20 protein-coding genes are annotated in these 20,498 nt (G+C 71.6%); 9 read left to right on the plus strand and 11 right to left on the minus strand.

The genetic code is table 11. The annotated features are described in order from the left end of the window. Positions 1 to 3: 3 nt before the first annotated feature. A complete protein-coding gene (locus G515_RS21135) occupies positions 4 to 1,314 on the minus strand; it encodes an MFS transporter (protein WP_051218324.1) in 1,311 nt (436 codons plus the stop codon). A 37-nt stretch (positions 1,315 to 1,351) separates the two neighbouring features. On the opposite strand from G515_RS21135, the gene G515_RS21140 reads away from it, so the two are divergent. From G515_RS21140 to G515_RS0112080, 4 genes are all read left to right on the plus strand, one after another. After that, positions 1,352 to 2,467, plus strand: coding sequence for an AMP-binding protein (locus G515_RS21140; protein WP_051218325.1), 1,116 nt, complete (start codon positions 1,352 to 1,354; stop codon positions 2,465 to 2,467). Further along, on the plus strand, positions 2,464 to 3,426 hold the full coding sequence (locus G515_RS21145) for an o-succinylbenzoate synthase (RefSeq protein WP_036555473.1): 963 nt from the start codon (positions 2,464 to 2,466) through the stop codon (positions 3,424 to 3,426). Before G515_RS21140 ends, G515_RS21145 begins: the two co-directional genes overlap by 4 nt. Then, positions 3,426 to 5,030: a 2-succinyl-5-enolpyruvyl-6-hydroxy-3-cyclohexene-1-carboxylic-acid synthase gene (gene menD, locus G515_RS0112075; RefSeq protein WP_028660335.1), complete on the plus strand. Its 1,605-nt coding sequence runs from the start codon at positions 3,426 to 3,428 to the stop codon at positions 5,028 to 5,030. The genes G515_RS21145 and menD overlap by 1 nt, the downstream gene beginning before the upstream one ends. Positions 5,031 to 5,143: 113 nt before the next feature. After that, complete coding sequence (locus G515_RS0112080) at positions 5,144 to 7,003, plus strand: Na+/H+ antiporter (RefSeq protein WP_028660336.1); 1,860 nt, start codon at positions 5,144 to 5,146, stop codon at positions 7,001 to 7,003. A 65-nt stretch (positions 7,004 to 7,068) separates the two neighbouring features. Here G515_RS0112080 and G515_RS0112085 read toward each other — a convergent pair whose 3' ends face one another. The 3 genes from G515_RS0112085 to G515_RS0112095 are packed head-to-tail and all read right to left on the minus strand — an operon-like array spanning position 7,069 to position 8,500. Beyond that, positions 7,069 to 7,635 carry a TIGR03086 family metal-binding protein gene (locus G515_RS0112085; protein ID WP_028660337.1) on the minus strand — a complete coding sequence of 189 codons (567 nt, stop codon included), beginning with the start codon at positions 7,633 to 7,635 and terminating at the stop codon, positions 7,069 to 7,071. Further along, complete coding sequence (locus G515_RS0112090; protein WP_028660338.1) at positions 7,632 to 8,123, minus strand: SRPBCC family protein; 492 nt, start codon at positions 8,121 to 8,123, stop codon at positions 7,632 to 7,634. The genes G515_RS0112085 and G515_RS0112090 overlap by 4 nt, the downstream gene beginning before the upstream one ends. After that, positions 8,120 to 8,500 carry an ArsR/SmtB family transcription factor gene (locus G515_RS0112095; protein WP_245565376.1) on the minus strand — a complete coding sequence of 127 codons (381 nt, stop codon included), beginning with the start codon at positions 8,498 to 8,500 and terminating at the stop codon, positions 8,120 to 8,122. The genes G515_RS0112090 and G515_RS0112095 overlap by 4 nt, the downstream gene beginning before the upstream one ends. 247 nt (positions 8,501 to 8,747) lie before the next feature. Here G515_RS0112095 and G515_RS0112100 point away from each other — a divergent pair, with 247 nt between their 5' ends. Then, complete coding sequence (locus G515_RS0112100) at positions 8,748 to 9,386, plus strand: MBL fold metallo-hydrolase (protein ID WP_028660340.1); 639 nt, start codon at positions 8,748 to 8,750, stop codon at positions 9,384 to 9,386. 169 nt (positions 9,387 to 9,555) lie between these two features. After that, positions 9,556 to 9,834, plus strand: a complete 279-nt coding sequence (locus tag G515_RS0112105; protein ID WP_028660341.1) for a YciI family protein — start codon at positions 9,556 to 9,558, stop codon at positions 9,832 to 9,834. Between the two features lie 181 nt (positions 9,835 to 10,015). On the opposite strand, the gene G515_RS0112110 is transcribed toward G515_RS0112105, so the two are convergent. The 6 genes from G515_RS0112110 to G515_RS0112135 form a co-directional block, all read right to left on the minus strand. Then, entirely contained in the window at positions 10,016 to 11,575 is a 1,560-nt protein-coding gene (locus G515_RS0112110; protein ID WP_028660342.1) for an AMP-binding protein, read from the minus strand. 69 nt (positions 11,576 to 11,644) lie between these two features. After that, the gene (locus G515_RS21150; protein WP_051218326.1) at positions 11,645 to 12,544 is read right to left on the minus strand and encodes an SDR family NAD(P)-dependent oxidoreductase; all 900 of its coding nucleotides are present in this window, start codon (positions 12,542 to 12,544) and stop codon (positions 11,645 to 11,647) included. Between the two features lie 3 nt (positions 12,545 to 12,547). After that, entirely contained in the window at positions 12,548 to 13,696 is a 1,149-nt protein-coding gene (locus tag G515_RS0112120; protein WP_036555475.1) for a thiolase family protein, read from the minus strand. Continuing rightward, on the minus strand, positions 13,689 to 14,096 hold the full coding sequence (locus tag G515_RS21155; RefSeq protein WP_051218327.1) for a Zn-ribbon domain-containing OB-fold protein: 408 nt from the start codon (positions 14,094 to 14,096) through the stop codon (positions 13,689 to 13,691). Before G515_RS21155 ends, G515_RS0112120 begins: the two co-directional genes overlap by 8 nt. Next, the gene (locus G515_RS0112130) at positions 14,093 to 14,950 is read right to left on the minus strand and encodes an SDR family oxidoreductase (protein WP_028660344.1); all 858 of its coding nucleotides are present in this window, start codon (positions 14,948 to 14,950) and stop codon (positions 14,093 to 14,095) included. Before G515_RS0112130 ends, G515_RS21155 begins: the two co-directional genes overlap by 4 nt. Beyond that, a complete protein-coding gene (locus tag G515_RS0112135) occupies positions 14,947 to 16,965 on the minus strand; it encodes an oxidoreductase (RefSeq protein WP_169570585.1) in 2,019 nt (672 codons plus the stop codon). Before G515_RS0112135 ends, G515_RS0112130 begins: the two co-directional genes overlap by 4 nt. 91 nt (positions 16,966 to 17,056) lie before the next feature. Here G515_RS0112135 and G515_RS21160 point away from each other — a divergent pair, with 91 nt between their 5' ends. Then, positions 17,057 to 17,734: a TetR/AcrR family transcriptional regulator gene (locus G515_RS21160; RefSeq protein ID WP_084653508.1), complete on the plus strand. Its 678-nt coding sequence runs from the start codon at positions 17,057 to 17,059 to the stop codon at positions 17,732 to 17,734. Between the two features lie 51 nt (positions 17,735 to 17,785). On the opposite strand, the gene G515_RS0112145 is transcribed toward G515_RS21160, so the two are convergent. Beyond that, the gene (locus tag G515_RS0112145) at positions 17,786 to 19,069 is read right to left on the minus strand and encodes an isochorismate synthase (RefSeq protein ID WP_028660346.1); all 1,284 of its coding nucleotides are present in this window, start codon (positions 19,067 to 19,069) and stop codon (positions 17,786 to 17,788) included. A gap of 121 nt (positions 19,070 to 19,190) precedes the next feature. Between G515_RS0112145 and G515_RS0112150 the strand changes: the two genes are divergently transcribed. Continuing rightward, positions 19,191 to 19,817, plus strand: a complete 627-nt coding sequence (locus G515_RS0112150; RefSeq protein ID WP_028660347.1) for a hypothetical protein — start codon at positions 19,191 to 19,193, stop codon at positions 19,815 to 19,817. Between the two features lie 120 nt (positions 19,818 to 19,937). After that, positions 19,938 to 20,456 carry a 2'-5' RNA ligase family protein gene (locus tag G515_RS0112155; protein ID WP_028660348.1) on the plus strand — a complete coding sequence of 173 codons (519 nt, stop codon included), beginning with the start codon at positions 19,938 to 19,940 and terminating at the stop codon, positions 20,454 to 20,456. Positions 20,457 to 20,498 lie beyond the last annotated feature (42 nt).

The raw sequence follows: 20,498 nt of genomic DNA on the forward strand, positions 1-20,498 counted from the left end.
CGCTCAGGTGGTCGCCGACGGACGGGCGGGGGTGAACGCGGAGGCGGGGACCTCGCGACGCAGGAAGCGTTCGGCCATCCGGGCGGCGGGATGCATGCCGATCGCGGCAGCGACCACGATCGCGCCGATCACGATCCAGCCCGGGCCGTCCCACTCCAGGGCCAGCCAGGTGTAGAGCGCGGGCGACCAGCCGCGGCCGAGGATGTTGAAGACCTCCTTGGCGCCGCCGTACTCACCGCGCCGTCGCGGGTCCATCAGTTCCGCCTGGAAGGCCCAGCCGCCCGCGGAGATCGCCAGCTCCGCGCCGGTCACGGTGACGTGCCCCAGCCAGACCAGCAGCACGGTGACCAGGCCGACGGTCTCGTGGGTGAGCATCGTGATCAGGCAGGAGACCAGGAAGAAGGCCGCCGAGATCCGGGTGGCCCTGAGCGCGCCGGAGACGTCGTGGATGCCCCGGGAGGTGTAGGCGGGCAGGAAGATGCACATCACCGTGTTGGTGCCGAACAGCCAGGCCAGCAGCCAGGTGGGGGAGTCGGTCGCAACGACCAGCCACAGCGGGATCACGGTGTGCAGCAGGGTCTGGTTGCTCCACAACGTGCCCGTGAAGAAGCTCAGCAGCAGCCAGCCGGGGTTGCGCAGGGGACCCTTGCCGGGCACCTTCTCCCGGCGCTCGCCGCGCTTGCGAGCGGCCGCGCGCAGGTCGTGCGGCGCATGCGGGAGACGCCTGATCCACCAGGCGTTGAACAGGCCCAGCCCGAGGGTGAACATCGGCATCCAGCGCAGCACGGTGAGGCTCCCCGTCGCCAGGGCGATGCCGCCGATCAGCGCGCCGGCGGTGTAGCCGACGTTGAGCGAGGAGTACATGTAGGCCTGCGTCGCCACCCGCTGGTCGTCAGGGAGGACGTCGAGGACGTAGGCCTGCCGGCCGGCGTTGGCGGCGTTCTGCACCACCTCGAAGACCAGGACCAGCACCATGTAGCCCCACAGCCCGTCGACGAAGGGCCAGGCGATGAAGCACAGTGCCTGGAGCAGCGCGCCGAACCACCACATCCGCTTGGGGCCGATCCGGTCGGCGAGCCGCCCGGCGGGGTACGCCGCCAGGAACGCGACCACGCTCCCGACGGTGAGTCCCAGCCCGACCTGGGCCGCGCTCAGCCCCACGATCTGGGTGAAGTAGACCGCGCTCCCGGTCAGGAACGTGCCTTCGGCGGTCGCGAAGATGAGCGACTGGAGGGCGAGACGTCGTGACAGTGCGGTGGGCGGGATCAGGCGAGCCAGACCGGCACCCCACCGCGCCCCGGAGCGGGTGGGCATGATCCGAATTCGACCACGACGGTCTAGCGTTCGTCGCATGGATTATCGCGGTGCCCGCGACGTGGTGAGGCAGGTCTCAGCCTGGTTGGCGGCGACCGACCCGGAGCCGTGGGTGGTCGAGACGTCGGGTTCCACCGGGCGGCCCAAGCGGGTGGTCCTCTCCCGGCAGGCGATGCTCGCCTCCGCGGACGCCTCGGCCGCCCGGGTCGGCGGCGCCGGCCGGTGGCTGCTCGCCGTACCGGCGTCGTTCGTGGCGGGGCTCAATGTCGTGGTGCGCTCGCTGTACGCCGGTCACGAGCCGGTCCTCCTCGAGGAGCACCCCTCCTTCGCGGCCGCGGCGGAGGCGACTCTGGCCGGCGGCGGGGACTGCTTCGTCTCGCTGGTGCCCACCCAACTGCACCGCCTCCTGGACGACCGGGCCGACGCCGCCGCGCTGGCCCGGTTCCACACCCTGCTGCTGGGCGGCGGCCCGATCGACCCGGCCCTGCGTGCGCGCGCCGAGGCGGCCGGGGTCACCGTGGTGGCGACCTACGGGTCCGCTGAGACCTGCGGCGGCTGCGTCTACGACGGGGTGCCGCTCGACGGGGTGCGGGTCGGTCTCGCCGACGACGGCCGGATCAGGCTCGCCGGCACCACCCTGTTCGAGCGCTACGACGGCGACCCGGACCTCACCGCATCCTCGCTCGTGGACGGCTGGTTCCTCACCAGCGATGCGGGCCGGCTGACCGAGGCGGGTGCACTTCAGGTGCTCGGTCGCCTCGACGACGTCGTGGTCACCGGCGGCCTGAACGTGCCCGCTCCCGCGGTCGCCGCCCGCCTCCGCGCGCATCCCGCCGTCGATCAGGCGGAGGTGCTCGGCATACCCGACGACGAATGGGGCCACCGCCTGGTCGCCTTCGTGGTCGCCGTCGACGCCCCGGCCGAGGGTGCCGGGACGGGCGCGCCCACGCTCGCCGAGTTGCGCGAGTGGGTGGGTGCCGAGCGCCCGCGGGCGTGGGCGCCGCGGCAGGTGGTGCACCTGGCGCAGCTTCCCCTCCTCGGCAACGGCAAGCCCGACCGGCTGCGCCTGCGCGCCCTCGCCGAGGAGCACGCCGATGAGCCCGTCGGCGAGCGCTCCCCGCAGCGCACCCGTGCCGAGGGAGCACGCGGGTGACCGGCGAGCGTCGGGTGTGGTCGATCCCGATGACGACCAGGTTCCGCGGCATCACCGTCCGTGAGGGGATGCTGATCCGCGGGGAGGCCGGATGGGGGGAGTGGAGTCCCTTCCTCGACTACACCGACCCCGCGGTGGCGGAGCCGTGGCTGCGGGCCGCGGAGGAGGCCGCCGCGGGCGACTGGCCGGACCCGCTGCGCGACCGGGTGCCCGTCAACGTGACCGTCCCGGCGGTGGGCGCCGATCAGGCCCATCAGATCGCGGCCTCCTCCGGCTGCCGCACCGCCAAGGTGAAGGTCGCCGAGCCGGGACAGAGCCTGGCCGAGGACCAGGCCCGACTCGAGGCGGTCCGGGACGCATTGGGACCGGACGCCGCCGTCCGCATCGACGTCAACGGACTCTGGGATCTCGACACCGCGGTGACGCGGATCCCGGTGCTCGACCGCGCCGCCGGTGGACTGGAGTACGTCGAGCAGCCCTGTGCCGCGGTCGAGGACCTGGCCGCCGTACGCCGTCGGGTCGAGGTGCCGATCGCCGCCGACGAGTCGATCCGGCGGGCCGAGGACCCCTACCGCGTGCGCGACCTGGAGGCCGCCGACGTCGCGGTGCTCAAGGTCCAGCCGCTGGGCGGCGTGCGCGCCTGCCTGCGGATCGCCGAGGACATCGGGTTGCCGGTGGTGGTCTCCTCCGCGCTGGAGTCCTCGGTCGGGATCGCCGCCGGGGTCGCCCTGGCGGCGGCTCTGCCCGAACTGCCCTACGCCGCCGGTCTGGCCACCGTCGCGCTGCTGACCGACGACCTGGTCGTCGAGCCGCTGCTCCCCGTCGACGGCGCCCTGCCGGTGTCCCTGCCGACGGTGCGCGCGGACGCCCTCGAGAGGTGTGCCGCGGACCCCGACCGAGTGGCCCACTGGGAGGCCCGTCTGCTGGACGTGCTCGCGCTGAGGGATGATCGGCGGTGATGAACCCCTCGACCGCCCTGGCCCGTGCCGCCGTCTCGGCGCTCCTCGAGGCCGGTGTCGCCGAGGTGGTGCTTTCACCGGGCTCCCGCAACGCCCCGCTCTCCTACGCCGTGTACGCCGCGGCCCGGGCCGGGCTGGTCCGGCTGCACACCCGGGTCGATGAGCGCTCGGCGGCGTTCCTCGCCCTCGGGCTGACCCGGGTCGGCTCCCGCGCCGCGGTGATGTGCACCAGCGGCACCGCGGTCGCCAACCTCCACCCCGCCGTCCTCGAGGCGGCCCACTCCGGCGTACCGCTGGTGGTGGTGACCGGGGACCGTCCGCATCGGTTGGACGGCACCAGCGCCAACCAGACCACCGACCAGGTCGGCATCTTCGGCCCGCTGGTGGAGACCGCGGACCTGGCGGATCCGGAGGAGCTGATCGGTCCGAGGGCCGAGGAGATGGCGGCCGCCACCGGACCGACGCACTGGAACCTCCGCTTCGACGAGCCGCTGGTGCCCGAGGACACCTGGGAGCCCGCGACCCCGGCCCCGGTCGAGTCGGCCGAGCGCGGCCGGCCGCAGTTCCTGGAGCAGTTGCCGCTCGGACCGCGCACCGTCGTGGTCGCCGGTGACGACGCCGGCCCGCCGGCGCGGGTCCTCGCCGAGCAGGCCGGCTGGCCGCTGTTCGCCGAGCCGACCTCCGGGTCGCGAACCGGCACCCACGCCGTGCGCACCTACCGGCTGCTGCTCGGTGACGAGAGCGGGCTGGCGGCCGAGATCGAGCGGGTCGTCGTGATGGGCCACCCCACGCTCTCCCGGCCGGTGTCCCGACTCCTGGAGCGGACCGATGTCGAGGTCCTCGCCGCGCCCGGCACCGGCGTCTGGTCGGACCGACCCTTCCGGGTCGACCGGGTGCTCCCCGGGCCGCCCGAGGTGGGTGGCCCCGACGACCCGGCATGGCTGGAACGCTGGCGGGACGCCGACCGAAGCGTCGGCCGGCAGCTCGACCAGCTCCTGGCGCAGGAGCCGGTCATGACGCCGTACGACGTCGCCGGGGCGGTCAGCCGCGCCGTGCCGCCCCAGGGGTTGCTGGTGGTCGGCGCGTCCAACCCGATCCGCGACCTGGACCTGATGGTCGCCCGGTACCGCGTGGGCGATCGGCGCAAGGTGATCGCCAACCGTGGCCTGGCCGGCATCGACGGCGTCGTCTCGACCGCGGTCGGTGCCGCACTCGGGCGTCCCCGCACCTCCCGCGCACTGGCACTGCTGGGTGATGTGACCTTCCTGCACGACATCAACGGGCTGCTGCTCGGGCCGGAGGAGGCCCGCCCCGACCTCACCCTGGTGGTGGTCAACGACGACGGCGGGTCGATCTTCGCCACCCTCGAGCAGGGTGCCGAGGACCTGGCCGGCCCGTTCGAGCGGCTCTTCGGCACGCCGCACGGCGCCGACCTGGCCAGCCTGTGCGCGGCCACCCGCACCCCGCACTGGCGCCTGGACAACCTCGCCGAGCTCGAACACGCCCTGGCCAACCCGGCCGGCGGCCTCGAGGTGATCGAGGCGGTCGTGGGTCGTGCGGACCGCCGTACCCTCGACGCCAGGATCCGCGCCCTCCGGCCCTGACCGTGACCCGGACGGCCGGGGCTGAGGGCCGCGGCTGCGGAGCGCCCGGCTGAATCCGATCGGGATTCCGTGCCGGCGCCCCGCCGTACCCGCGGCACTGGCACGATGACCCGGTGGAGATCGCGCTGCTGCTGGTGGGCCTGGCCGTGGGCGTGCTGGTGTGTACGGCGGTGGCCGAGCGGCTCGAGATCCCGGCGCCGTTCATCCTGATCCCGGTCGGCGTGGCGGCGTCCTATGCCCCGCCGGTGCCGCAGATCTACCTGCACGAGCAGGTGGTGCTGCTCGGGCTGCTGCCGCCGCTGCTCTACGCCGCGGCGGTGCAGACCTCGCTGATCGACATCACCGCCCACAAGCGGCCGATCCTGTGGCTCTCGGTCGGGCTGGTCGTGATCACGACGGTGGCGGTCGGCGTGATCGCCCACTGGCTCCTCCCGGGGCTGTCCTGGGCGATGGCACTGGCGATCGGGGCCGTGGTGGCGCCGCCGGACGCGATCGCGGCCACGGCCATCGGGCGTCGCATCGGCCTGCCCCGGCGGGTGGTGACGATCCTGGAGGGCGAGTCGCTGTTCAACGACGCGACCGCGCTGGTGAGCCTCCGGGTCGCCCTCGGCCTGGCGGCGGGGCACGCCGTGGATGCCTGGGAGGTGGGCCTCGACTTCGTGATCGCCGCCGGAGGCGGGGTGCTGGTCGGCGTGGGGGTCTACCTCGTGGTCGCCTGGGGACGCCGGCTGTTGCGCGACCGTGTGTTGGAGACGGCGGTGTCCCTGGTGGTGCCCTTCGTCGCGTACCTGGCGGCCGAGGAGATGGAGGCCTCCGGTGTGATCGCCGTCGTGGTGGCGGGGCTGCTGCTCGGCCACCGGGCACCGGTGCTCCAGAGCGCGGAGTCCCGGATCGCGGAGCGGCTCAACTGGGAGACGATCTCCTTCGTCCTGGAGAACCTCGTCTTCCTGCTGATCGGTCTCCAGGCCTGGTGGATCGTGGAGGGAGCGCTCGACAGCGGACTCAGCGTCGGTCACCTGGTGCTGGTGTGTACGGCGACGCTCGGCCTGGTCATCGTGGTCCGGCTGGCCTACCTGTTCGTGTTCCGGCTGGCGATCAGCCGCCCCGACCCGCTGACCGGGCAGAAGACCCCGTGGCGGCACACCCTGCTGATCGGGTGGGCCGGGATGCGCGGCGTGGTCACCCTGGCCGCGGCGTTCCTGATCCCCGACGACGCGCCGTACCGCGAGGTCATGCTGCTGATGGCCTTCACTGTGGTGGCGGGCACCCTGTTCCTCCAGGGCATGAGCCTGCCCTGGCTGGCCCGGCGCCTGCGGGTCCCGGCACCCGATCCCGCGGCCGACGCGCTGGCTCGGGCCAACCTGCTCCAGCAGGCGGCCCAGGCGGCCGAGGCGGAACTGGAGACGATGGAGTTCGAGGACCCGCACGGAGTGCGCGACCTGGTACGCCGCCGGCTCCAGGAGCGCACCTTCGCGGCCTGGGAGCGGTTGTCGACGACCCCGGGCGAGGAGTCGCCCAGCGAGCTCTACAACCGGATCCGGCTCGAACTCCTCGGGGTCGAGCGCAGCAAGGTGCTCGAGATCCGCGGCACCCGGGCCGCGCCCGCCTCGGTGATCGCCGACGTCCTGGCCACCTTCGACGTCGAGGAGTCGATGCTCGACGTGGCCACCGAGGAGCGGAAGGGACTGCGGGTGACCCGAGAGGAGCACCGGCCGGGCGACGGCTGCGAGGACCTGGGCCGGCACCCACCGATCGAGACCGACCCGGATGCGGTGTGCGCGGAGTGCGTCGCCGAGGGCCGACCGTGGATCTCGCTGAGACAGTGCCTGACCTGCGGACACGTCGGCTGCTGCGACTCCTCGGTGCGGCAGGACGCCACCCGGCACTTCCGCGAGACCGGACATCCGGTGATCCAGTCCGCGGAGGTCGGCGAGGACTGGCGCTGGTGCTACCTGCACAACATCACCGGCTGAGTCCCGCTGGGTCCCGCTGGGTCCCGCTGGGTCGGGCCGGGGTCCGGCTGAGCCGGTGCCGTCGTTCAGCCGGGCGGGCGCCAGCCCGGGTCGCGGCCGATGAAGGCCATGAGTCGGTCCTGAGCCGACGCCTCCCTCGCCACCTCGACCTTGGGGCCGAACTGGCCGCTCTGCCGCAGGACGTCGTCCAGCGGTTCCATCCCGGCCAGTGCCGCCGCGCACCGCTCCTCGCCCAGGTCGACCGGGGCGCCGAGGGCCCGGCCGAGATCCCAGGTGTGCATCCAGACGTCGGCGGTGTAGAACCGGTCGACCGCGGCGGCCACGGTGGTGGTGCCGAACATCGGGCTCTCGAACTCCCGGTCACCCTGTTCGACCAGGAGCCGCTGCACGTCTGCGGCCCGCCGCTCCCAGGCGGCGGCCGGGGCGGCGGCCACCTCCGCGGGGGTGATCTCCGGGAGTTCGACCTCCGCCCGGTCCAGGAAGCCGGGCAGCCAGGTGATCAGATGCTCCACGACGTCCACCGCCCGCCACTCCTTCACCGGGCTGGGAGCGGACCACTGCTCGGCCGTCGCGGACGAGGCCACGCCGGCGAACCGCGCGGCGTCGTACTCATGCTGCTCGGCGGGACTCATCGGAGTTCCTGGAGGAGTTCGTCGAGCTTCTCGTAGCCTTCCTCGACGCCGGTGTCCATGCCGCTGGACAGGATGGCGTCGCGGGTCTCGAAGGAGTCGACGACGGAGAGGGCGACCGACCGGGTGCGTCCGCCGGGCAGCGGCTCGAGGGTCAGGGTGTCCAGGCTCACCCCGTCCGGTGCTCCCTCCCAGGTGAAGGTCTGCACGATCCGCTCGGCCTCGCGCACCTCGTGGAAGCTGCCGTAGAAGGAGGCGATCACCTCGCCGTCCCGGGAGTTCTCGAAGGTGTAGCTGCCGCCCCGGCGGAAGTCCCAGTGCCCGACGTCGGTGGTCACCGACCGCGGACCGACCCAGCGGGCGTACAGGGCAGGGTCGGCGTAGCAGCGGAACACCCGCTCCGGAGGGGCGTCGAACTCGCGCACGATGGTGATGGTCGGGGTGTCCTGGCCGGCGATGATCTCGGTCTCGTGATGGGTCGTGGTGCTCATGATGCGTCCTCGTCTCGAAGGGGCGGTGCGGTCGTCTGTCCTGCTGGATCCTCCTGCTCGGCAAGCTCGTCGAGCAGGGCGTCGAGGCGTCGATAGCGGGCCTCGGCCTCCTGGCGGTAGCGCTCGATCCACTTCGTCATCAGGTCGAACACCTCCGCCTCGAGGTGGACGGGGCGACGCTGCGCCTCGCGGGAACGGGTCACCAGGCCGGAGTCCTCGAGCACCTTGAGGTGCTTGGAGACCGCTTGCAGGCTGATGTCGTACGGCGCCGCCAGCTCGCCCACGGTCGCGTCCCGCGTGGCCAGCCTGGCCACCAGGTCGCGCCGGGTCGGGTCGGCCAGGGCCGAGAACACCCGGTTCAGTCGCTCGTCGTCCACGTCCAACCTTTCCTCAACCAACTGGTTGATCTCGACGCTACGACCGCCCTCCATCATTGTCAACCGTCCGGTTGAATATCCTTCCGTCGCGGCGGTTCCGGGTCCCCGGCCCGCCTTCGTGGAATCGGCCCAGCCGGAACTCGCCGGCCCGCACCCGCCCGCCAGGCAGAACCCGCCAGGCAGAACCCGCCAGGGCAGAACCCGCCAGGCAGAACCCGCCGGGACGGAACTGGCCTAGATTGGCGGCATGCGGATCACCAAGTTCGGCCATGCCTGCGTGCGGATCGAGAGCGACGGGACCACGGTGGTGATCGACCCGGGCGGGTTCACCGAACCGGAGGCGGTCGACGGCGCGGATGCCGTGCTGATCACCCACGAGCACGCCGACCACTGGACCCCCGAGATGCTGCGCGCCACCTCCGCCCCGGTCTTCACCATCGGCGCGGTCGCCCGGCAGATCAGGGAGCAGGCACCCGAGGTCGCCGAGCGTACGACGGTGGTCGACCCGGGGGAGTCGTTCACCGCCGCCGGGGTCGCGGTGAGCGTGCTCAACGAGAAGCACGCGATCATCCACCCCGAACTGCCGCACTTCGACAACTCCGGCTACCTGCTCGAGGTCGAGGGGCAGCGGCTCTTCCACCCCGGGGATGCCCTCGACGGACCGGGCCGGGAGATCGACCTGCTGATGCTGCCGGTCAGCGCACCGTGGGCGCGGTCGATGGACCTCATCGAGTTCGCCCGCTCGGTCGGAGCGCCACGGAACCTCGCCGTCCACGACGCGATCTATTCCGAGATCGGCTCGGCGGTCTTCGACAAGCAGGTCGTCCCGTTCCTGGAGAAGGACGGGCTCAGCTACACCCGCCTCGCCTCCGGCCAGGACCTGTGACGCGGCCCGGACCGGTTCGGCCACGGCGCACGTCGGGTCCTGACCGGACCAGCACGGGGCACCACGGGATCGTCCAGGACCCACCCGGTCCCGGGGCAGATGGTCCCGGGCCACCCGTCGCCGGACCACCCGGTCCCGGGGCACATGGGGCCTGCGGCACGATGGACCCATGCCGATCTTCGCCGTGACCTACGCCTACACCTCCGACACCGACTCGCTCGACCGGGTCCGGCCGGAGCATCGCCGGTTCCTCGCCGACCAGCCCGACCTCCTGCTCAGTGGTCCCACCGACGACAACGGCGCCCTGCTGGTCTTCGAAGGCGCGAGCCGGGAGGCGGTCGAGGGACTGCTCGACCAAGACCCCTTCTACGCTGCCGGGCTCGTCGTCGAGCGCAGCACCGCCGCCTGGAACCCCGTCCTCGGCTCGCTGCGCGATCACCTGGGCTGACCCGGATCTAGCCGGAGCCCGTCCTCGGCTCGCTGCGCGATCAACCTGACTGACGCGGAGCGCGGCAGTCGGCGGGGTGTCCGGTTCGCCCTTCCGGGGTGGGACCCCGGAAGGGCTCTCGCCGTACCGGCGAGGCGGCCGGGATCCCCGGCACCGTGATCTCCTGACGGGAGCGCCTGCCCTACTGCTGGGCGAACTGCGAGCGCAGCGCCCGTTTGTCCAACTTGCCGACCGCGGTCTGCGGCAGCGCGTCGAGGAACTCGATCCGCTTGGGTGCCTGGACCGGGCCCTTGTGGGTGCGCACCAGGGAGATGAGGTGATCGGCGTCCACGGAGCCACCGGGGCGCAGCACCACCGCGGCGGTCACGGCCTCGCCCCACTTCTCGTCGGGCGTGCCGAACACCGCCACCTGGCCGACCGCGGGATGCTCGGCGATCACGTTCTCCACCTCGCTGGGGAAGACGTTGAAGCCGCCGGTGACGATCATGTCCTTCTTGCGATCGACGATCCGGAGGAACCCGTCCGGGTCCTTCACCGCGACGTCACCGGTGTGGAGCCAACCGTCGGCGAAGACCTCGCGGTTCAACTCCTCCCGATTCAGGTACCCGTCCATCACCAGGGGGCCGCGCACGCAGATCTCGCCGGGCTCCCCGTCGGGCACGGGCCGGTTGGCGTCGTCGAGCAGCTGGACATCGAGCCAGGGCACGGGTCGCCCGCAGGAGGCGAGGCGCCGCAGGTCGTTCGGGTCGTGCTCGGAGCGGCGCATCACCGTCACGGTCATCGGTGACTCGGCCTGCCCGTAGAACTGGAAGAACACCGGTCCGATCCGCTCGATGGCCTCCTTCAGCCGGGTGGGCGACATCAGGGAGGCGCCGTAGAAGACCGTCTCCAGGCTGGACAGGTCGTAGGAATCGAAATCGGGGTGGTCCAGCAGGGCGTAGATCATCGTCGGGACCAGCATCATGCAGGTGATCCGATGGTCCTCGATCGCCTTCAGGACGCTGCCGGGATCGAAGTGCGACATCACCACCATGCTGCCGTTCTTGATCACGGTCGGGGCGAACAGGCTGCCCCCCGCATGGCTGAGGGGTACGACGGCCAGCACCCGTGGCTCGATCGGCCACTCCCAGTCGCTGAGCATGATCGACAGCGCCGTGGCCGAGACCCGCGGTGAGCCCGGGATCGCCTTGGGGGTGCCGGTGGTGCCCCCGGAGTAGGACAGCCGGGTGATCGCGTCCGGTGAGACCACCGGTGGGACGAGTTCGGCCTCCTCGAAGCCGTCGGCTGCTGCGAGCAGGTCGTTCCCGACCTCGCCCTCACCCAGCGAGAGGATCGCCTTGAAGCTGTGTCGTCCGTCCAGTTCGACGGCGCGGTCCCCGAAGGAGCGGGGGTCGTAGATGAGGACCTCCACCTCGCCGTCCTCGATCGCGAACAGATGGTCGTCCGCGGATCCCATCGGGTGCAGCGCCACCAGGCAACCGCCGGCGAAGCCGAGGGCGTTGTGTAGCAGCAGCACCTCGATGGAGTTGCCGGACAAGAGCGCGACGCGCATCCCCTCACCGACGCCGGCGGCCCGGAGCGCCTGATGGAGCTGGCTGATCCGGCGCAGCAGGTCCCCGCCGGTCCAGGCCGTGCCACCCACCATCTCCACGACGGTCCGGTCCCGGTCCCGGGCCAGGGCGTTGACCACCGGCGACTGCGCGTACGTCGCGGGGTGGCGGGGTGCCTGGAGCGCGCTCATCGGGTGCCCTTCGTGCGGGGGGAGGTGAGGAGGTGGGACATGTCTGGGCTCCTGTGCTTGCGAAGAGGGTCAGTCATTGGCGGGGACTCCGCGCAGGGTGTCGAGCAGGGCGTCCACGAACGGGGGATAGGCATTGACCCCGTTGGCCCGGCCGGTTCCGATCGCGGTGGCGAAGGCGCGGCTGCCCTCGTCGTCGTGGGCGGGGAGGACGTAGAGCGCGTCCTCCTCGATCGCGGTGAACACCCGCTCCGCGAGTTCCTCCGCCGGCAGGCCGGCCGAGACGCCGGCCTGCATCATCAGCTCCAGCGAGGTGAGCATCGAGTTGTCCCTACGGCGGGCGACGTCGTCCTGCAGGGTGGGGGGCGCGGTCTTCTCCGGTGTCATGATCCCGGACCGGGACATGCCGGGCAGCACCACGGTCACCCCGATGTTGGGCACCTCCTGGGCGCGCAGGTCGAGCCACAACGACTCGGTCAGTGCCAGCGCCGCGTGCTTGGTCATCGAGTAGGTACAGAATCCCGGGTTGACCGTGATCCCGGCCCCGGAGGACACGGTGACCACGTGGCACTCGTCGCCCTGGGCGATCATCCGCGGCACGAAGCTCCGGATGCCGTGGACGACGGAGAGTTGGTTGACGCCGACGACCCAGTTGTACTCCTCGGCGCTGGTCTCCCAGGAGACACCGGAGGCGAAGACCCCAGCGTTGTTGAACAGCAGATTGACCTTGCCGAAGCGCTGCACGGCCGCTGCGGCGAGAGCCTCGACGTCCTCGGCCTGCGACACGTCGGTCCGTACCGCCAGTACCTCGCCACCGGCACTCAACTCGGCCTCGGCGGACTCGAGGGCGTCCTCGCGCAGGTCGGCGATCACCAGCTGGGATCCACGGGCCTGAGCGGCCTTGGCCAGCGCGAGCCCGAGCCCGCCCGCGCCTCCGGTCACGACGGTGACGGCGCCTTCGAAGTCCTTCACCGCTCAGACCCTCTCGAGGATGTGGATGGCGCACGAGGTGCCCATGCCGGGGCCGCCGCCGACGACGTGGGTGAGACCCAACCTCGCCCCGGCGACCTGCCGGTCCCCGGCCTCGCCGCGCAGATGGGTCGAGATCTCGTAGATGTTGGCGATGCCCGTCGCGCCGAGGGGGTGGCCCTTGGAGAGCAGCCCGCCGGAGACGTTGACCGGGATGCGGCCGCCCAGCGCGGTGTCACCGCTGTCGATGAGCTTGCCGGCCTCCCCGTCGGCACACAGTCCCAGATTCTCGTAGTGGACGAGCTCGGCGGTGGCGAAGCAGTCGTGCAGTTCGACGAGGTCGAGATCCTCGGGCCCCACGCCGGCCCGCTCGTAGGCCCGCTCGGCGGCGACCCGGGTCGCGGCACTGAAGTCGGGCATCGCGAGTTGCCGTTCGGCGAACGGGGTGCTGCTCATCTCGGAGGCGCGGATCCGCACCGCGCGGTCCATCAGCCCCAGGCTGCGCACCTTCGACTCGGACATGAGTACGGCGGCGGCGGATCCGTCGACGTTGACCGAGCACATCAGCTTGGTGTTGGGCCAGGCGATCATCTCCGCACCGAGGACCTCCTCGAGCGGAGTCTCCCGGCGGTACATCGACTTGGGGTTCAAGGTCGCATGGTGGTGGTTCTTCACCGACACCTTGGCGAACTGCTCCACCGTCGTGCCGTGCTTGCGCATGTGCTCGACCCCGATCTGGGCGAACATCGCCGGCATCGTGTTCGAGCCGATCAGGCCCTCGGGCGACGGGCCACTGCGCCCTCCCCCGAGCAGGCCCTTGCCCATCTGCTCCACGCCGACCGCGAGCACGGTGTCGTAGGCCCCTGCCTTCACCGACATCCAGGCGTTGTGGAAGGCGGTCGCCCCGGTGGCGCAGGCGTTCGCCACATTCGTGGCGGGGATCCCGGTCTGACCGATCTCGGCCAGGATGCGCTGGGCGACCATGCCTCCGGCCTGACCGAGGTTGCCGCAATAGAGCGCCTCGACGTCGCGGATCCCCAGGCCAGCATCGTCCAGGGCCAGCAGCGCGGACTCGGCGGCGAGACTCGGCACGGTCCGTTCGGGCAGGCGACCGAACCTGATCATGTCGGTGCCCACGATGTAGACGTCACTCATCGCCAGTCTCCTTCGACGGCACGAACACGTAGGTGAGGTAGGGAAGGGTCTCCCCGGCGGGGATCTCCTCGCGGAACTCGACCCGCACCGGCAGGTCGAAGGTCACGGCGTCGGGGTCGATGTCGGCCAGGGTGCCCTTCAGGTGCGACCCATCGTCCAGGTCGACGATGGCGTCGATGAAGGGGGTCGCCACCCCGGGAAAGCTGCGGTGGACCACGGTCCAGACGTAGACCCGGCCACTGTCGGCCAGGCGCAGCGACTCCAGCGACTCCCGCTCGGTGCATCGGGCGCACGCTTCCCGCGGCCCGACGAACACGTGCTCGCAGGCCCGGCAGCGGGTGCCGACCAGATAGGGGCCGCTGTCGTCGCGCTCGATGATGGGGACCAGTGGTTCGCTCATGCGGAGGCCTCCTCGGGTGCGAGCTCGGAGAGCAGGGCGAGGTGGATCGGCAGCAGCGCCTCGGGGTTCCAGGAGATGCGTTGCCCGACGGTGAGCCCGCCGTCGACGACCAGATGCGTGCCGGTGACGAAGGAGGCGTCGTCGCTGGCGAGGTAGAGCGCCGCTCCGGCGATGTCGGCGGGGACGCCGGCACGGCGCAGCGGCTGCATCTGTTCGGCACCGCTGCTCAGCGCGTCGGTCGTCGACTCCGCGGCAGCGCGGTCGAGGCCGGCGGCCATCCCGAAGATGGGCGTCACGACCACTCCCGGGCAGATCGCGTTGACCCGGATCTGGAGTCCGGCGAGCTCGGCGGCCGAGAGCTTCGAGAGGTGGATCAGGCCCGCCTTGGCCACGCCGTACGCGAGGCCCCAGCCTGCCTCCAGCCCGGCGATCGAGGCCATGTTCACCACCGCGCCGCCACCTCGCGCCGCCATCAGGGGGGCCGCGTGCTTGGTCGCCAACATCGGCGCACGCAGCAGGAGGGCCTGGGTCCGGTCCCACGCGTCGCCGTCCATGTCGAGAGCGGTCATCGGCGGCCCGCTCGCGCCCGCGTTGTTGACCAGGACGTCGAGCCCGCCGAACACCTCCGCTGCGGCTGCGACGGCCGAGGCGATCTCGGCCTCGACGGTGACGTCGCAGTGTCGGTACGCGATCCGGTCTCCGAAGCGCTCCTCGAGGGCGGTGGCCTTGTCGTCCTGGACGTCGGCCACGAGGACCCGGGCGCCCTCGGCGACGAATCGCTCCACGATGCCCAGGCCGATCCCTGATGCGCCGCCCGTGACCAGGGCGATCTTCTCGTGTAACCGGTTGCTCATGCGATGCTCCTGGAGAGGTAGGCGGCTTCATGGATGGCGTTGGCGTAGGACCGCGGGGTGCGGGCATCCCCGATGACGTGCACGGTGATCGGCAGGCCGTGGAAGGCACGCTCGAACGTGGTGTCGCGCTCCCGACCCGCGCAGATCACCAGGGTGTCGGCCTCGATCCGGAGCTCGCCGTCGGCGCCGGTGAACACGGCGGCCCCCTCTTCGGCGGCGGTCAGCTCCAGTCCCGGCTCCACGGCGAGGCCGAGCGCGGCGAGCATGCCCGCGATCGCTAGAGCGCGGGAGCCGATGTAGTTGGCCGGCGCATAGGCGGGTCCGGGGTCGATCAGGCGCACCTGGTGACCCCGCCGCTGATAGTCGAGGGCCAGTTCGGCGCCCTCGCCGGCGCCGTACACGAGGACGCGTCCGCCGATTCTCGGCGGATCGGTGTGCCGCATCGCCTCGTCGATGCTCACCGCGAATCCGGTCGCCCGCGCCTGCGCCAGGCCGGGCACGCTGAGCTCGACGGGTCTGGCACCGGTGGCGACCACCACCACGTCGGGCTTCTCCGCGAGCACGGTGTCGGTGTCGGCCGTCGTCCCGAGCCGCAGGTCCACGCCCGACTTGGCGATCATCGTGCGGTGGTAGGCGGGCTGGTAGGCCAGCATCTCCATGTTGGGCAGTCCCGGATAGTTGCCCGCCCAGTCCATGACGCCTCCGAGGGACTGGCCCTTCTCGAACAGCACCACCTCGTGGCCGATCTCGTCTGCGGTCAGGGCGTACTCCATCCCGCCCGAGCCGCCGCCCACGACCACGACCTTCCGCGGCCGGGTGGTCCGCACGATGCGGTACTCGTCGTCGCGGCCGAACGAGGGGTTCTGGGCCGACCCGGCCCACCCCTTGCCGAAGATGTTGCCCTGCAGCAGGGAGGCCCCGGTGTGGGTCGAGAGCCGGATCTCGTCCTCGCGGCCCTGCTCCATCTTGATCGGGAAGTCGGGGTCGTCCAGGGAGAGTCGGCACACCGCGGCGAAGTCGGCCCCGGCTTCGTCGACCATCGTGCGCAGGTGGTCGGGGGTGATCAGGTTGGCAGAGCCGATCAGCGGCATGTCGATCCCGCGCTTGCGGAGTTCCTCGCGCAGGGTCGCGATGTTGTCCTTGTTGACGACCTTCGGGGTGTAGAAGGACGGACCGATGAACTCGGTCGAGTGGACGTCGGGACGCCGGCTCGGCGCGCCCAGCATCGAACCGAAGGTGCAGTCCAGGGCGGCGATGCCGAGGGCGTGCAGCCGAGGGGCGTAGTGCTCGGCGAAGTACTCGATGTCGTAGCCGCCCTCGAGGTTCTCGTCGCAGCACAGGCGGGGGATGAGCGGGAAGTCCTTGCCACACAGCTCCTGGGTCCGCTCGATGATCGCCTCGCACAGGTAGAAGCGGTCGGCGTACTTGTCGGTGCGCCCCTGGTTGGACAGGAGGGACAGGTTGGTGTGGGGGAGCGACCCGTGGCAGAAGTGGAAGGAGAGGAAGTCGAATCCCGCCTCCTTCGCACGGCGCCCGGCCTGCGCGAAGCTCTCGACGATGTCGTCGTAGACCTCGGTCGGTACGACGCCGCTGCGGGGGTTGCCGATGACGTACTTGTCGCTCGGGCCCCACGCGGTGGTGCCGGGGATCCACCCCTTGCCGGGCTCCAGCGGCACCGAGGTGCCCAGTCCTGGAATGAGGCCCCCGTAGAAGAGCTGGATCCCGGCGAGGGCGTCGTTGTTCTTGATCGCGGAGACCGTGTCGCGCAGGTCGATCACGTAGTCCTCGTCGTAGAGGCCGAGCATGCGCTCGTTGATCAGGCCGTCTCGTCGTACGCAGGTGGCGCCCACGATCACCGCCGAGTAGCCGCCGGCCGCGAGCGTCCCGTAGGCGGCGGCGAGGCGGCGGGTGGCATACCCCGCCGGGTCGGACATGTTGAGTGTCGTGGGCGCGTGGATGATCCGGTTCTTGAACCGCAGACCCCCCGCCTCGAACGGTTCGAAGAGCTTGTCCAAGTCCTGACCTCCCAGTCGGAGCGACGCCGCGAGGGGCACCTAAGTCGTGTGACTTAGGTCATACGACTCAGGAAGCTATAGTCCCGTCGTCATGGGAGTCAACCCTGTTGGCCTCGAGGGATCCGAGGCGCCCGGACCGGTCGGGAACGAGACCCGGCGAGCCCTCAAGCAGGTCGCCCGGCGGCTGTTCGCCGAGCGTGGTGTGCGGGCGGTGACGGTGCGGGAGATCGCCCGCGAGGCCGGTCAGGGCAACCGTGGCGCGGTGGCCTACCACTTCGGTTCGAAAGAGGCTCTGATCCTGGAGCTGCTCACCGACGCGGCGGAGCGGATCGAGGGCCGCCGGCTCGCTCTCCTGGAGCGACTCGAGTCCGACGGCGGACCGCACACCCTGCACGACGCGGTCGCCACCATCGTCGTGCCCTCGGCGGCGTTCGCCGACGAGGACCTCGAGTACGGCTCCTACTTCAACCGCTTCCTGCTCCAGATCACGCTCGGTGACCCGCACTTCGTCGACCGCGCCCTCGCCGGCCGCTGGAACGAGGGATACCAGCGGAGCCTGGCGCATCTACGCCGGCTGCTGCCAGAGCAGTCGGCGTGGGAGCAGAGCCGCCGGCTGCTGTTCCTCGGCAACTACGTATCGATCGTGCTCGGGGCACGCGAGGCCAAGCTCGTCGACGGCGGCGAGCATGCCACCTGGGCCGCGCCCGACACCCTCGAGGTGATCATCGCGACCGGCGCCGCGATGCTCTCCGCCCCCAACCCCCGCTGAGGGGGTCGCGACGGGCGCGGGTGAGGGTCCACGGTCGGTGGCGTGGGCTGCTCAGCTGGTGAGGGCGTCCCGGATCGGGACCAGCTTGGCCTGGGATTCGGCCAGCTCGGCCGCGGGGTCGGAGGAGCCGACGATGCCGCACCCGGCGTAGAGCCGCAGGGTGTGCCGGTCCTCGGAGATCGAGGCCGAACGGAGCGCGATGCCCCACTCGCCGTCCCCGCTGGCGTCCAGCCAGCCGACCGGGCCGGCGTAGCGGCCGCGGTCCATGCCCTCGATCTCGGCGATCAGGGCGACGGCGTCCTCGCGCGGCGTGCCGCCGACCGCGGCCGAGGGGTGCAGCGCCTCGGCGAGCTGGACCGAGGAGATCCCGTCGCGCACCACGCCGGTCACGTCGGTGGCGAGGTGCATGACGTTGGGGAGATGGAGCACGAACGGGGCCTCGGGCACATTCATCGAGGAGCAGTGCGGCTCGAAGGCGTCGGCGACCGACCGGACGGCGTACTCGTGCTCCTCCAGGTCCTTGCTGGAGCGGGCCAGGGTGGCGGCGAGGGCGAGATCGTGCTCGTCGTCGCCGGTACGACGGATGGTGCCGGCGAGCACCCGCGAGGTCACCAGACCGCGCTCGCGACGGACCAGCAGCTCCGGGGTGGCGCCGAAGAGGCCGTCGACGTGGAAGGTCCAGCACATCGGGTAGGTCGCGGCCAGCCGGGTCAGCGGAGCACGCACGTCGACCGGGGTCGCGGAGGTGGCGATCAGATCACGGGCCAGCACCACCTTCTCCAGGTCGCCACGGCTGATCCGGGAGACCGCCTCGGTGACCGCAGACATCCAGCGCTCCCCGTCCAGGGCGCCGTCGCCGAAGACCACCTCGCGCGGATCCAGGGCACGCTCGGCGTGCTCGAGCAGGTCGGGCGGGAGGTCGGTGGCGTCCGGCGAGAGGTCCGTCGCGCCCGCTGTCGAGATCCGGGTGACCCAGGCGGTCTTGCCCCGGCGGCCGACCACGACAGCGGGGACCTGGAGCACCGAGTCGCCGGGGGAGTCGGCGAAGGCGAAGGAGCCGAAGGCGACCAGACCGGTGCCGGGCTCGCCGACGGGGTCCTCGACCGTGCTGCGTGCGACCAGTTCGGTCCACCACTTGGCGGCGTCGGCGAAGCGGGTGGCGCCCGAGGTGCGCAGCAGGGCGGCGACGCCCCATCCGACCAGGCCCTCGCCCCGGCGTACCCACGAGACCGGCTGGTCGTCAGGCACGAGCGCGAGCAGTTGGTCGGCGGCCTCGGCAGGCACCGCCACCGTGACGGCGGACAGGCCGTGGTCCGGCGCCTCGGAAGCTCTCATCACGGCACGAGAGTAGCCCCGCCCCGCCCTGAGCTGAGATTTTTCAGGTACGGGCGGTAGCCTCGCCCGGGCGCTCGCCTGTCCCGGGCGCCTTCCCCGTAGCTGTTGCAAGGAGTGTCCCGTGAAGGGCCAGAAGACCCCCGTCATCGCTGCCGGTCTCGTGACCGGTCTCGTCGTGTTGGCCGTGCTGATCGGTTTCGCCGTCCTGCTCCCCAAGGCGACCGGCAACAACGCCGCGATCGAGCTGCCCGACGAGCTGCCCGGCGGCTACCACGCCCTGGACCAGGCGGAGACGTTCACCGCGTTCGAGGACCAGCAGATCACCGAGAAGCAGGCGCAGCAGACCGCGGACACCTTCGCCGCGCAGCGGGAGTACGGCGACAAGCAGCTCGACGACGCGTACGAGTTCCCGGCGGTCACCCGCAACTACGTCAGCGCGGACGGGTCCACCGTTGCCTACGTGACCGCGCTGCGCGCCGACGGCGAGGCCTTCGCCCCCGACGTCCTCATCGACCCCAGCCTGGGCGTCCTCCCCGGCGCCCGGGTCGAGACCCTCGCCACCGACGACGAGGTCACCTGCATCACCCACGCCGACGTCAACCAGCAGGTCGGTCAGGTCGTCCCGGCGGGTGTCACCTGCCGGCGTACCGACGGCGAGTTCACCCTGCAGGTCGCCGGTCAGGCCGAGGTGGACGTGATGACCGACCTGACCAACCGGTTCTGGGACGAGCTGGCCGCACAGGCCTGACCGCTCGCGCGGGAGGGCGTGGGCCGAGCCCGACGCCCTCACCGGCCAGGGCCGGGCTCCCTCGCGCTCCCGGCCCCACGGACCTCGTGGGGAGTCCCCGGCCGGTGTCACAGTGGACTGGTGTCCCTCGCGGTCTGCCTGCTCTTCGACCCGCGCTCGGAGCGGCTGCTCCGGGAGCTGTGGGCACGGCTCGAGGACGAGGGTGTCGCCACCCTGGCCACCCACACCCATGGCCGGCATCTGCCGCACCTCTCGCTCGCCGTACTCCGGAGCTGGGAGCCCCACGACATCGAGCGTCTGCTCGGCGCAGGAGTGGCGCCCGGCCCGGAGCGGATGGCCTGCCGCGGCACCCTGATCTTCCCGCGTGGACGGGTGGCCCTCGCTCCGGCGGTCGGGGCGACCCTGATGGCACAGCAGGACGGGCTGGTCCGGACCCTGCAGGAGTGGCGGGCCGACCTGCACAAGCACTACCGGCCGGGGGAGTGGGTGCCGCACATCTCGATCGCCACCCGCGCGGCCGCGGGGCAGTTGCCCCTCGTCGTCAAGGCCCTCACCGACGTCCTGCCGCTGGAGATCGAGGCGGACAGGGCCGCGCTGATCGACAGCAGCACCGGCCGCTCCTGGGCTTTCCCGAGCTGACCGGTCCCCGTCCGCCGGCTGGGGTCCGGATGGGGTGGCCGA

This window comes from Nocardioides insulae DSM 17944 (assembly GCF_000422825.1).
GTDB lineage: Bacteria > Actinomycetota > Actinomycetes > Propionibacteriales > Nocardioidaceae > Nocardioides > Nocardioides insulae.

Excerpts from the sequence above, each read along its gene's own strand:
- G515_RS0112100 (WP_028660340.1), top strand. The coding sequence starts at position 8,748 with ATGCGGATCACCAAGTTCGGCCATGCCTGCGTGCGGATCGAGAGCGAC.
- G515_RS21155 (WP_051218327.1), bottom strand. The coding sequence starts at position 14,096 with ATGAGCGAACCACTGGTCCCCATCATCGAGCGCGACGACAGCGGCCCC.
- G515_RS0112145 (WP_028660346.1), bottom strand. The coding sequence starts at position 19,069 with ATGAGAGCTTCCGAGGCGCCGGACCACGGCCTGTCCGCCGTCACGGTG.
- G515_RS21140 (WP_051218325.1), top strand. The coding sequence starts at position 1,352 with ATGGATTATCGCGGTGCCCGCGACGTGGTGAGGCAGGTCTCAGCCTGG.
- G515_RS0112090 (WP_028660338.1), bottom strand. The coding sequence starts at position 8,123 with ATGAGCACCACGACCCATCACGAGACCGAGATCATCGCCGGCCAGGAC.
- G515_RS0112120 (WP_036555475.1), bottom strand. The coding sequence starts at position 13,696 with ATGAGTGACGTCTACATCGTGGGCACCGACATGATCAGGTTCGGTCGC.
- G515_RS21160 (WP_084653508.1), top strand. The coding sequence starts at position 17,057 with ATGGGAGTCAACCCTGTTGGCCTCGAGGGATCCGAGGCGCCCGGACCG.
- G515_RS21135 (WP_051218324.1), bottom strand. The coding sequence starts at position 1,314 with ATGCCCACCCGCTCCGGGGCGCGGTGGGGTGCCGGTCTGGCTCGCCTG.
- G515_RS0112085 (WP_028660337.1), bottom strand. The coding sequence starts at position 7,635 with ATGAGTCCCGCCGAGCAGCATGAGTACGACGCCGCGCGGTTCGCCGGC.
- G515_RS0112130 (WP_028660344.1), bottom strand. The coding sequence starts at position 14,950 with ATGAGCAACCGGTTACACGAGAAGATCGCCCTGGTCACGGGCGGCGCA.
- menD (WP_028660335.1), top strand. The coding sequence starts at position 3,426 with ATGAACCCCTCGACCGCCCTGGCCCGTGCCGCCGTCTCGGCGCTCCTC.
- G515_RS0112105 (WP_028660341.1), top strand. The coding sequence starts at position 9,556 with ATGCCGATCTTCGCCGTGACCTACGCCTACACCTCCGACACCGACTCG.
- G515_RS0112110 (WP_028660342.1), bottom strand. The coding sequence starts at position 11,575 with ATGAGCGCGCTCCAGGCACCCCGCCACCCCGCGACGTACGCGCAGTCG.